The sequence below is a fragment of the Secundilactobacillus folii genome, assembly GCF_009720675.1.
GTDB classification, from domain to species: domain Bacteria; phylum Bacillota; class Bacilli; order Lactobacillales; family Lactobacillaceae; genus Secundilactobacillus; species Secundilactobacillus folii.
Genome location: NZ_WNJO01000013.1, coordinates 1 through 12710 on the forward strand (window position 1 = coordinate 1; position 12710 = coordinate 12710).

The 12710-nt window shown below is 45.0% G+C and carries 8 protein-coding genes; 1 reads left to right on the forward strand and 7 read right to left on the reverse strand.

Features of this window, described 5'->3' with window-relative positions; translation table 11 throughout:
• Positions 1-5537: mucin-binding protein (locus tag GM612_RS09890; protein ID WP_155432203.1), on the reverse strand; the 5537-nt coding region annotated here is incomplete at its 3' end.
• A 569-nt stretch (positions 5538-6106) separates the two neighbouring features.
• Between GM612_RS09890 and cbpA the strand changes: the two genes are divergently transcribed.
• Positions 6107-6748 (forward strand): cyclic di-AMP binding protein CbpA, encoded by a 642-nt coding sequence (gene cbpA, locus GM612_RS09895; protein ID WP_155432204.1) that lies wholly within the window; start codon positions 6107-6109, stop codon positions 6746-6748.
• 61 nt (positions 6749-6809) lie between these two features.
• Here cbpA and GM612_RS09900 read toward each other — a convergent pair whose 3' ends face one another.
• From GM612_RS09900 to GM612_RS09925, 6 genes are all read right to left on the reverse strand, one after another.
• Positions 6810-7196 (reverse strand): type II toxin-antitoxin system PemK/MazF family toxin, encoded by a 387-nt coding sequence (locus GM612_RS09900; protein ID WP_155432205.1) that lies wholly within the window; start codon positions 7194-7196, stop codon positions 6810-6812.
• A 32-nt stretch (positions 7197-7228) separates the two neighbouring features.
• Positions 7229-7477 (reverse strand): hypothetical protein, encoded by a 249-nt coding sequence (locus GM612_RS09905; protein WP_155432206.1) that lies wholly within the window; start codon positions 7475-7477, stop codon positions 7229-7231.
• Between the two features lie 264 nt (positions 7478-7741).
• Positions 7742-8854 carry an alanine racemase gene (gene alr, locus GM612_RS09910; RefSeq protein WP_155432207.1) on the reverse strand — a complete coding sequence of 371 codons (1113 nt, stop codon included), beginning with the start codon at positions 8852-8854 and terminating at the stop codon, positions 7742-7744.
• The gene (gene acpS / locus GM612_RS09915) at positions 8851-9213 is read right to left on the reverse strand and encodes a holo-ACP synthase (RefSeq protein WP_343031884.1); all 363 of its coding nucleotides are present in this window, start codon (positions 9211-9213) and stop codon (positions 8851-8853) included. The genes alr and acpS overlap by 4 nt, the downstream gene beginning before the upstream one ends.
• A gap of 303 nt (positions 9214-9516) precedes the next feature.
• The gene (gene cshA / locus GM612_RS09920; protein WP_155432209.1) at positions 9517-11046 is read right to left on the reverse strand and encodes a degradosome RNA helicase CshA; all 1530 of its coding nucleotides are present in this window, start codon (positions 11044-11046) and stop codon (positions 9517-9519) included.
• Between the two features lie 208 nt (positions 11047-11254).
• On the reverse strand, positions 11255-12625 hold the full coding sequence (locus tag GM612_RS09925; RefSeq protein WP_155432210.1) for a UDP-N-acetylmuramoyl-tripeptide--D-alanyl-D-alanine ligase: 1371 nt from the start codon (positions 12623-12625) through the stop codon (positions 11255-11257).
• Positions 12626-12710: the final 85 nt, after the last annotated feature.

Here is a 12710-nt window from a genome sequence, read left to right on the forward strand (position 1 = left end):
CTAACATCCTTATTTTCAGTGTCATCATGATAGGTCACGGTGGCCGTGGTATTTGTATCTGGCGTGTAGGTAACCTGACGAACAACTTCAATCGCAGTATTCCCCGGCTCGACAGGGTTAACTGTAACCGAATCGTTAGCGGCCGCTTGTGCAGTGCCATTAACAGTAGTAGTAACTGCCGAAGTGTAACCTGCAGGTGTCTTTAGATCACTCAGCGGATCAAAAGCTACCTGCTGGTCGGCATCACTGGTGCTGATACCGTCAGTATTAGTGGTCCAAACTGTATAGTCATAACTACCATCAGCCTGCTTTGTTGCCGTTCGATAGAACGTCTTACTGCTGATCGGTGAAACTGCATCAGTACCGTACTGAACACCATAATTAACCGTCATCTGTAGCGCATTCGCGTCGTTCTTACCGGCATCCGTACCCGGATTCGTCGGCGTAAAGGTTGTCCGCGTGTAGGTAAATGAGTAAGTGTAGTTACTGTCCGTATCATCAGCACTATTTTCAAATGCACTCAACCCGATATCATCTATCGTAACAGCATTCTTATCATTTACGGTATATTCAGGAACTACTTTTGCCACGATTGGGCCGTCAAAAGCAGAGCCTTTGGCTTCTTGCCAAGTGCCAAAAGTGGGTTGCTTGGTGACATTATTGACGCTAACTGTCCTTTCAAGCTGAACCTTTTGCGAGCCATTCGTTGGCGTCTCATCGGTACCATCTGGCAAAGCACCATCAACTGTAACCGTTAAAGTCTTGTGGGTCTCATCGTAATAATTCTCAGTGGTATCCTTTGGAATCGTTGGCGTAGTCGAAGTTTCGGTCAGATTAATATTGAAAGTTTGGTCAGTATCAGGATCTAGATCAAATTGTGCAGCCTGCGCCTTGGTGTAATCAGCATCATTCACTACTTGATAGCCAGCAGCTGTAAGCTCGTCAATCTTATCGGCAATGTTAAATGAAACAGCTGTGTCGCCGTCACCTGACTGGCTCTCGGTATCGATGACCTGACCAGTCGTCTGATCCGTATAAGTCAACGTCGCCTTTTCCTGCGAAACCTTATACTTAACGTCCCGCGTCACATTAAGGTCTGTCGTAATGCCATCCGCACTGGCTAGGTCAATCGTTACGGCCTGATTGGCTGTGTCAGTTTGGCCATTAGCCGTAGTAGTAACCTGATCCAGTTCATAACCCTTGGCCGCGTGACTGGTAATATCATCTGCTGAGACCGCCGCAAAAGTAACGGATGAGTCACCCTTCGTCGCGTCACCATTGGTATCAGTCGTCCAGGCTGTATAAGTGTACTGACCATCGGTTCCTAATTGCGCTGTCCGATAAACCTTAACCGTCTGTGAAATCGAAGTATTGGTGCCATCAGCCTGCTGGTAATTAACCGTTTCAATCACGTTTCTCGTCAAAGCAGTGGCATCGTTCTTACCGGCATCCGTACCTGGATTCGTCGGCGTAAAGGTTGTTTGCGTATAAGCAAAGTTAAAGTTAGCGGCGCCAGCATCCGTACTCGTTGCTGCTCCAAACGAAGCTAGTTGACTCGCAACATCATCAGCAGACACACTGGATTTGCCATTTTCCGCCTTCGCCGTGTAATTCGTTACTGGTGTTGCAGTAACATCGCTAAAGGTGCTACCATCACTGGTCCAATCACCATAAGTCACATCGCCAGTCACTTTATCAGTTGTGTAAGTTCGTTGATAGCCTAAAATTTGAGTCCCATTGGTTTGAGTCACAGCCGTGCCATCTGGCATGGTTCCAGTAACTTTAACCGTGAACTGTTTATGCGTGTTTTGATATTGCGGATCATTGGTATCAGTTGGCGTGGATGGATCAGATAAACCGTGCTTCAAATGAACGATGAAGTCCTGTGATGCGCTATCAGCCGTATCAAAGTTAGCCTCGTCCGGGACGTCTGAACTAACGAGCTCATAACCCTTTTGCAAAAAGGTTTGTTGATCGGAATTGACCGTACTGAAATCAATTGGCAAGTCCGTTAGTCCGTTGAGCTGATCCGTCTGAAGAACCGTTTGGGTCGTGTCATCGTAAAATTCTACCGAACCCGTTTGTGCATTCCGCGTGTAGGTGATCGTAACAATTGGATCCGTCAAAGACCCATCTGCATTGATAGCAAAACTAACTGTGACTGGTGTCGTATCTGTGCTATAGCCAGCAAACGCCTTCGGGGTATATGTCTGGCTTGAACCCACTTTGCCGGTTAACGACGTATCCACATCGTGACCAAAATCTTCATAGGTCTTGCCATCAGGTCCCAAAACTTGAGCCTGTACTTTAACTGTCTTAGTGTCACTAGTGTAATTAATAGTCGTTTCTTGACTAAGCGCAGTTCCATCAGAAGTCGGTGTAATAGTGGCTGCCGGTGCCCCCGTTGTGGTTGGTGCAAAATTGTCAACGGTAGGTGCCGTGTAGGCCGCAAAGCTATCAGTCCCATCAACTGGTACTAGAGAACCTAAAGTAACGGCTGGTTGATCATTATCAACACTCAAGGTGACTTGAGGTGCAAAAGTGACGGTCTGTTGCTGATCCGGTAACAACTGATTATCCGTACCAGCCTTGGCATCAACGTTCACAAAATGAATGGTTCGAGTATAAGTTGTATTTTGCGAATAAACGACGTAATAATCAATATTGGCTGAATCAGCAGTCACCTGTTGACCTGCAATCTTAGTTGCATCATCGGGTAAGGCTTTGCCAGTACTGTCGAATACAAATGCAGTTGAGCCGTCTTTTTGCGTAACTGTCTCATCCGGCGTGTAGTCTGCACCCTGACTGGTCGTCACTGAATCGGGGCCCGCCGTTGCAACCCAGTCGCCAAAGGTAACTACTGGTTTATCGGGCTGACTAAAGTCGACCGTCGCTGTCCGAGTAAAGTAGACTGGCACAGTCGTAGTGCTGACTACCGTGCCATCCGAATTCAAGTAGTGGATCGTTTCCGTTACCACTTTATCCAGATCATCTTGCTGATTGCCGGTCTTGGTCAAATTATCATCGGTCAAACCGGTTGGCCACTTTGGTCCGTCAGTACCATTGACTGCAGTGTCCGGTTTAACCGGCTGACCGTTACCATCCACCACTGCGTAATCTGGGCCATCGCCAACCGAAACCTTGATTTGAGTTTGAATGTACTTTAGTGTTACTGAATTATCCCCGTTAACCACGGTGTAATCAGTTGGGTTGTCAGGATATGCTGTATAACCCGCAATAGCAGGACTGGTGACCGTCAGGTGCTCATCTACGATACCCCTCAAGGTTGTTGGCGCACTGCCAAGCAGGCTGCTATCGATAGCAGCGCCATTTTGATCGACGTAATGTACGCTAACGTTTTGTTGCTGAATATAGTGGATCGTCACTTCATTGGTGCCGTCACCATCAGACGAAACTTTATAACTAGTCGGACTTGTTGGGTCAACTTCATAGCCATCGATTGAGTAGTTGGGATCCGTTTTTGGGAGGTCAACGGTAGTGTTGAAATCAGCATCAATAGTCGAATCAGTGCCAATAGAATTGCCAGCTTGATCCACGTGTTTGACGATCACTTTCTCGGTATTGGCCTTATAGTGCAGCGTAACCGTATTATCAGCCGTCAGTGACGTCACCGTATAACTATCAGGGTTGTCCGTTGTCGTTACGGGATAACTGGTATCAAACGTGTAACCGTTAATCGTTGGATGGTCGATGGTTGTCGATTCGTTGAAGACAAATGACTTCGTTAGCGGATCCTGACCCGGAATTTCATTGCCATTTTGGTCAACGTATTTGACATTTACATTAACGTTTTGGGCATCGTAGGTGTAGGTAATCGTCGTGGTTTGTGGAATGTATGGATTGATAACTTTAAAAGAACCGAATTGCCATGTGCTACCTGTACCTAGTGAAGTACCGGCTCCCTTAGTATAAGTTAATGTATGAGAATCAGTAGCACCACTTGCATAGGTAAACTCGGCAAGAATAGTACCTGCATCTATATCTTTAACGGTATATTTCACTGTCGACGGTGTTGAACCATTGTGAAGAACTTCCGTAATCGACTGCCCATTCGCGATAAATGGCGACATGTAGCCATTTGCGTTATCACTGGCAGCCGGTGTGTAACCTTCTAGTTCTTCTGATGGACTCGTCGTGTACTTTTGGCCTGATAAGCCCTGCATCTCAACTGAATCGACACCAGCCAATGGGTTACCATTTTGATCAACATAATTAGTCGTTTGGGTTTGGACAACTGGCTTAATGACCACGTCGCCGTTCCAGCCTGAACCATTACCACCAAGCTTCCCATAGACGTTTGTGACAATCGTCATATTACTGTGACTCACATAAACACTTTGCGGATCGTTATAGACGATCGTCCCCGTTGTCGGATCTGTGTAGCTGCTCCCTGTAATTGGCGTTGTTGACACGACGCTCCAGCCCGTTCCATTTTTTTTGCTGACAATTAAGATCAAATTACTTGGATCTTGCCGGTTAGTCGCTAAATCAAGGTGATAATTGTTCACTTCCATTTCGTAATAAATGTAATTGTCCCCACTGTTGGCTACTGAGGCTGCGTAACTGCCCGCTGCGTAATCTGGATCGGTTACCGTAAAACCGGCTGGTAATTTAGAATCAGCCGTTGTACTTTTGGTCGTGCCATCGTCAGCAGTAGCAGTACCGTCTGTTTTTGCATTAGCGGTGTCCGTACCCTGTTCTGTCTGTAGTAAAGAAACTGCCGTCTTGGCTGCCAAAGCAGCGGGCTTATCAATTTTTAATGTCTCCGCAGTCACTGGTTGAGTGGTAGACGTTACGTCGCTAACGCCTGCCGTTTTATCAGTGTTTGTCGAATCTGCAGACTGGGTGGCTGACTGATCTGTAACTTGATCTGGCGACTGAACAGTAGCATTGGCAGCCTGCTTTTCTGTCTCAGCATTTGCAGTGTTATCCGATGTTGAATCATTTCGATTATCATTGATAGTTGTGCTGTTACTGTTAGATTGATCAGTTGTTTGTTTCGCCGAATCTTCACCATCATTTTCAGTATTAGTCTGAGCGGTCTTGCTACCAGAATTAACTGGACTGGCAGCCTTGTGAGTGGAACTCGACTGATCAGTATCACTAGCAGTCGTATCGGTTGCAGTCGACGCCCCAGTTTCGGCAACTTGAGCACCATTCGTATCTGCATTTTGTGAAGTTTGCGAATCAGATGTCGCCGTCGTCTGTTCAGTATCCGTACTAGAAGTTACATTCGTATTGGTACCGCTTTCATTTACCTTTTGCTGAGCAGATAATACGACTTGAGGCTGCTGCAGTTTTGTTCCTGCATCAGTCGTTTCTGATTCTCCTTGATCGTCATTGGTGGCAGAATCGGCCTTAACTTCTGAAGCAAGCCCAAACTGAGCTAGCCCCAAACTTAAGGTCGTCAAACCAGCAACTAACCAAAGTTTTCCTGCTTTATAGAGTTTATACCTCTGCTTTTTAATACTGCTGTCTCGCACTAGGTTGTGATTATTTTTACCCATGTTACCCATGGTTACCCCTCCCTTAATAAGCCTACTTTAAAATGCCGAATAAAAAATTAAAATAACTCCCCCCACCGTCATATTCAAAAGGATTACTTGAGCGTAAAACTTCTTAAAGACATTATAATAATTTTCATTACCAATGCCAACCTTATATACTTGATTATTGATGACATTTTGATGACTTTATGACCCTAAATTATTATTTAACCCAAGTTTTACCGGCTTGAATGTCATTAATATCAGTCGTTAAAGACATCTCCGATATTTTGAGAATTAAGACTACGCTTTCAAACCGGATAAAATAACCATAGTCCCTATCAGCTGGATTTACAATAAATTAAGTCTATTTTCTAAAAAGACAGTTCATTATTTTAAGATTGTTTGAATTTTCCCTTTGCTAGCGGATCGATTTAATTTAAAAACCCGACAACAAAACCCTTTTAATTTAAATTTTAATCCGCCTTTAGGATTTCTTTTTGGCGTTAAAACTGCATTCCGGTTGTTTATCTTAAGGCCTTTATGGTATGATTGCGGTAGTTTATTAGAGAGTTCTAATCATTAGGAGGTTACACCAAATGTTGTTGAAATCCTTGGTCAAGCCAAAGGAACGACTGGTGACCGTTCAAGAAGACGTCACCCTAGAAGAGGCATTAAAGGTTCTTGAAGATACTGGATATCGATGCGTTCCAATTTTAGATGAAACCGGAACGATCTTTAGGGGAAATATCTACAAGATGCATATTTACCGGCACAAGTCTCGTGGTGGAGACATGAAGCTACCGGTGACCACTTTATTAAAAAATGCCACGAAGTTCATCACTGTAAACGCCGCCTTCTTTAACGTGTTTTTCTCCATTAAAGATTTACCCTACATCGCCGTTCTCGATGCTAGCAACCATTTTTACGGCATCTTGACCCATACACGTCTGATGGATATGCTGTCACAAGCGTGGAACGTCAACATCGGTTCCTATGTTCTGACGGTGGTTTCACCAGGTAACCGCGGTGATTTAGCCGGCAGCGCCAAAATCATCACCAAGTATACGAGTATCGTCAGCGTTATCAGCCTAGATGCTCAGGAAGGCGAACTGGTTCACCGAATCATGTTTACGTTGCCAGCTGATGTTGATAAGAACCGGCTGGATCGAATCGTTCATGCGCTGGAACGCAAAGAATTCCGAGTGCCTGAAATTGAAGATTTGCACAATGAAATTTAAAACTGAAAAAAAGGGCCCCATCTTGGTAGTCAGATGGTGGCCCTTTTGCTATGTAGTTTTATTACGCATGTTTCCGTTTCTTATAATCACTCTTCTTATTCAACCCAATGCTGACTTCTAAAGCTCGGTCAACTTGTTGCATCGTCGCATCATCTAGTTGGTCGACATGATCTTTCAGTCGTTGCTTATCGATGGTTCTGATTTGTTCTAATAAGATGACCGAATCTTTTTCAATGCCTGAGTGATGGGCTTTAATTCCAACGTGGGTTGGCATTTTTGGCTTGGAAATCCGTGCAGTAATTGCGGCAACGATCACGGTTGGACTGTAGTGGTTCCCAATGTTGTTCTGCACGACCAGCACGGGTCTAACTCCGCCTTGCTCAGAGCCAACCACGGGTGATAGATCCGCATAGAAAATATCACCGCGTTTGATCTCATCATTTGCCATTTTTTCATCCCCTATCCCTCGTCGAATAATGGTTAGGCATCCAAATACAGTTCGGCGACTTCTGCTTCACACGGCAGGTATTCCTGCACAATCTCTGAATTTAACTGACCCATTGCTTGATAGCCAGCAATCAGAGCCTCAGTTTTAGCAACTACTCCAGCGGTTAGTTTAATTTGCCCTAAGTTAGAAACGGCAAATGACAAAGCGCTTCGACTTAAAGAAATTGAAGGCTGAGACCGTTGCTGTTGCCAGCTCATATTTCGAACAACGTAATTCTTCATGATTGACTCCTATTCATCCCTGTCACTTATTCTTATAATTCTACCATTCAAGCCTGGAAAATAGAAGTATTTAGAGCAAAACTCTACCTCGATAAGTAAATTCCATCCTGTTCGCAAAAAAATCCGACTTAAAACCGGTTTGTAATCAAATAGAAAAAGACCAACAAATTGGCTTTGTACCAACTTTGTTTGCCTTTTTTAATCATATTTAAAAACCAATTATCGCTTGCAAATAGAAAAAACATTGATAATCAAAATAAGCTGTTAATTAACATACACTCGTGGGAGACGCGCTGTAAAGCCACAGGCGATTTCGTAGTGAATCGTTCCACAGTAATCCGCAACGTCTTGAAGAGTAATCGATTGACCATGATCGGCACCAACCAGCGTCACTTTTGTACCCACGGCATATTTTTGAGGCAACCGGATCATAAGCTGGTCCATGCAGATTCGGCCAATAATCTCGCACAATTGACCATCAACTAACACGTGAAAGCCCTGTAAGCGACGTTCGTAACCATCTGCATACCCGATTGGCAACGTTCCAACCCACTCATCCTCCGTTGCAGTATACGTTGCACCGTAACTGACCGAATAGCCCTTAGGCAGTTGCTTAACGAAAACTAGTTGGCTCGTCAAGCTCATTGCTGGCTTAAGCTTATACGGCTCTTTTAGTTCAGTACCAGAAGGATTCAATCCGTAAGCCGCAACACCAAAACGAATCATATTACCATTGCAGACTTCGTGCCAAAGCGACGTTGCCGAATTGGAGACGTGAACGTACCGTGGCCGTTTTGGTAACACAGCCATGAAGGCTTGCCAGCGAGCAACCTGGATTTTAAAGTAGTCGGTATCAGCAGAATCAGCCGTTGCAAAATGGGTAAAGATCCCTTCAAAGTCAAACTGGGGATGTGTTTCTAAATAGTTGACAGCGACACTTAATTCTTCTGGTTGTTGAAATCCTAACCGACCCATACCGGTATCTAACCCTAGGTGAACCGCTAAGTGATGGCCAGTCTGCAAAAAACTGGCCGCCGATTCAAGCCATTCAACTGAGCCTACGGTGGCTGAAATATGGTGACTAGCCATTAAATCAGCATACTTTGGCTCTGTGATACCCAATACTAAGATGGGTTCATTGAAGCCCGCAGCCCGCAACGTCAGCGCTTCATCCAAAATTGCCACACAAAAGCCACTTGCTCCGGCTCGTTCAGCGGTTCGAGCGACCTGTGTAATACCATGGCCATAACCGTTTGCTTTAACAACTTGAAATAGCTCTGTACCCGACTTTAAACGGGCTTTTTCAGCAGCAATATTATCGTAGATGGCTGATTGATCGATCACGAGTTGTGAGGGCCGATGGTTACCAATTGTCATTTCTTAACGTCTCCTTCTAGCAAAACCTGCGTCATCACTAATTGACTGGTATGGGAAATTGAAACAAACCCGTTGCCGTTAAAGGGGTGTTTTTTCAAGACTGGCTTACCGCTTTCATCATCTAATATCTCGATATCTTGAAACGAAACGGCCTGACCAATTCCCGTTCCAAACGCTTTACTATAGGCTTCTTTAGCTGACCAGCGTCCGGCTAGGAATTCATTCGCGTGCTTTCCCGTTAGTTGATGATAGACATCAGCCTCATTTGCAGTTAGCACCTTTTTAACGAACCGCTCGTGCTCTTTGACGGCACAAATTCGGCCGATTTCTTCAATGTCCACACCAATACCGTAAATCACTTGCAGATCCTCACTTTTCTCTCTTATTTCGTAGCTTTTATTCTACCACAAACAGCCATCCCTTAACATGACACCTACTCACCTTGGCTTGATTGATTTTCACCTTGTTTTTAGATTGAGTTGAGTGCGAATTACCTGCTAAAAGCGAGTGTTACAAGACTACTGGCCCACATATCCCACGGACCACACTCTGATCTCTATGTTTGGCCATAAAAAAAGGATTCCCCACAATAGAAAATCCTCTTTTGAATGACGAAACTCGAGAATCCAAACGAGTTTCGTCACCCACTATAAATTTCGTGATTAATCTTTTTTACGAATAGTAAAGCCGTGCTTATTGCCGCCGTTCTTTCTGCGGTCACGGTTACCACCGCGGTCACGATGATCCTTGTTAGAACCATAACGACGGTGGTTATCATTACTTTTACCATAGCGGCGATTGCCACCACGACCATGGTTATTACCGCCACGTCCGTGATAGTTACGACTGCCACCGCCGCCACCATGGCGACGTGGTAGCGGACGTTCTGGCGTGATCTTAACTGGGACCTTTGTTGAGTCGTCCTTTGTCAGATCATTCAGCAGCGCAGCAACCAAGTCAATGGCTTCGTATTGATCAAGGAGTTTAGAAGCAACGTCAGCATACTTTTCAGTATCGGTCTTATCAACAAGCTCCTTAACGGTGGTTTCAGCGTTACTCAGTTGACCGTTAAAGGCCTCTGCTTCCGAAGGCGGCTTCAATGGTAACATCCGCACTTTAGTCAACTTTTCAATTTCACGCAGGTAGTCCATCTCGTTAGGGGTCACGAAGGTCAATGAGACACCATGATGCCCGGCACGGCCAGTACGGCCGACACGGTGCACGTAACTATCTGGATCTTGCGGAATATCATAGTTGAATACGTGAGTCACATCTTCAACATCAATCCCACGAGCAGCCACATCGGTTGCAACAAGGATATCAAGTTGGCCATGCTTAAACTGATTCAAGATTTGCATCCGGCGTTTTTGAGTCAAATCGCCATGAATTCCAGCAGCGTTATAACCACGGGCTTCTAGGCCACGAGCAATTTCATCCACCCGACGCTTTGTTCGAGTGAAGACAATACTCAAGTCTGGTGCTTGAACATCAAACATTCGGGTCATGACATCGAACTTTTCGTAGTCCTTGGCGCGAATATAGTACTGATCAATTAAATCAGTGGTTAATTCCTTGGCCTTGATCTTGACGTACTGCGGATCCTTCATAAATTGAACGCCGACCCGCTTAATCTCGTCAGGCATCGTTGCTGAAAATAGCATCGTTTGTCGCTCTGACGGGGTTGCTTTGATAATTGATTCAATATCTTCTAAGAAACCCATGTTTAACATTTCGTCGGCTTCATCCAACACCAGCATCTTGATGTGATCCAACTTGACCGTATGCCGGTTCATGTGGTCCAACAGACGTCCTGGTGTTCCGACTAGGACTTGTGGGTGATTTTTCAAGCTGTTAATTTGACGCCGGATATCAGCACCACCGTAAACAACCTGTACCTTAGCCCGCTCTTCGCGACCCAGTTGGTAAATTTGCTCCTGGTTTTGAATCGCTAATTCACGCGTTGGTGAGATCACTAAGGCTTGAATATTCGGGTCGTCACGATCAATATTTTGTAAAATTGGCAGGGCGAAGGCTGCGGTCTTCCCAGTTCCTGTCTGTGCTTGTCCAATAACGTCTTTACCTTCCAATACCATTGGAATGGTCTGTGCTTGAATGGGGGTTGCTTCCTCGTAACCGTTACGCTCAACGGCTTTAAGCAAGGATTTTGTTAACCCGAGTTCTGAAAACTTCAAATAAGTATCCTCCTAATAGGCTTTTACAAAGAAAATAGGACTATGAGAAATCCGTCTCACGAAGCGTCCTATTCTCCGATAACAAGTGTTAGTTCGAAAAAATTACAACTAAAGTATCATACATCATGGCCAAAAGAAAAGCAACACATATTACTTTTCGTGCATCCTAAAGTAACCCCGATGCGTATTCAGCAAAGAATTTCATTGCTTATTGCAAGGCTGCCAGGACATCTTCGAGGTGAATGCCGTGACTGCCCTTGATCAGTACTATATCAGTCGGTTTAATATCTGCTTGTAACTGCGCAATTAGCTTAGCTTGCTGGTCAGTTTCGTAAAGGTGCAGATGATCGGAATCGTACAAATCTTGCAAGGCGCTATACAATGCGTGCATGTGCGGCCCAACCAAATAAACATCCTGAATCAGTTTTGGGTCGAATGCCGATTTTAAGCTGGCATGAAGATCGTCAGATTCGTTGCCCAATTCCAGCATGTCTCCGAGAACGACCCGCCGCTGGCCTTCGGTTGCAACCTTTGTAAAGGCTGCCATGACTTCTTTGACCGCAGTCGGATTAGAATTATAAACATCACTTAAAATTCGTTCACCGGTTGCACCAGGTACCCATTCCGCCCGGTTCTTAGTCAGATTTAAATCTTTGAAGGCATCCGTTGCAGCCTTCGGTGAAATATGAAAAATCTTGGCAACGCTCAACGCGGCCAGTGCATTATTAACGTTGTAATCACCAATCATTGGGACAACCACCGTCTCATCTGGTGCCTGATTAGTGGTAAAACTGGTCTGGGTATCAGTTGTCTGGATACTGGTTGAGTATATATCGTCCGTTTCCTGACGACCAAAAGTCATCTGACGCTGATCGATCTGCTTAGCGCGTTCAGTCAGTAGTGGCTCGTCACCATCGTAAATAAACGTGCCGTCCTCTTTCAGTCCATGCGTGATCTCCATCTTAGCATCCGCAATCTTATCGCGAGTACCAAAGAATTCAATGTGGGCCTCGCCAATCATAGTAATAACGGCAACGTCCGGTGACACCAGCTTACTTAGAAAATCAAGTTGACCGGGTCGATCCATACCCATTTCAATGACCATGATCTCCGTATTAGATTCCATCGACAGGATTGTGACCGGAACTCCGATTTCATTATTGAAATTATCCTTCGTTTTGGTCACGTTGAATTGTGTGGCGAGTACTGATGCCACCATGTCCTTAGTTGTCGTTTTCCCGTTCGAGCCAGTGATTGCCACAACTTTAGGATTGATCTTCAGTAAATAATATTTGCTGAGTGCTTGTAACGACTTTAGCGGATCTTCTACAACCAGAACTGGAATGTCAGTAGGCACCGCACCATGATCAGCTTTCCAAAGGGTTGCTACCGCACCATTTTTAAGGGCGCCTTGAACAAATTCATGGCCATCCCGCTCTCCTTCCAGAGGCACAAACAGGGCACCAGAATCAAGATGACGGCTGTCAAAGGCGACACTTGACACTTCGATTTCATCCCAGTTACTCGTATCATTTTGGGCAGAAACCGCTCGAGCGATTTCACCAAGTTGCATTTTCATAAGAAAATCTCCTATTTACATATCGTTTTTGGAACAGGTCGTTTTTTATTATACCACGCCCCAAATCTAAAAAAAGAAACAAGTC

Bases quoted from the DNA above. Each gene is read 5' to 3' on its own strand.
- cbpA (WP_155432204.1), top strand. From the start codon at position 6,107: ATGTTGTTGAAATCCTTGGTCAAGCCAAAGGAACGACTGGTGACCGTT.
- GM612_RS09900 (WP_155432205.1), bottom strand. From the start codon at position 7,196: ATGGCAAATGATGAGATCAAACGCGGTGATATTTTCTATGCGGATCTA.
- GM612_RS09905 (WP_155432206.1), bottom strand. From the start codon at position 7,477: ATGAAGAATTACGTTGTTCGAAATATGAGCTGGCAACAGCAACGGTCT.
- alr (WP_155432207.1), bottom strand. From the start codon at position 8,854: ATGACAATTGGTAACCATCGGCCCTCACAACTCGTGATCGATCAATCA.
- GM612_RS09925 (WP_155432210.1), bottom strand. From the start codon at position 12,625: ATGAAAATGCAACTTGGTGAAATCGCTCGAGCGGTTTCTGCCCAAAAT.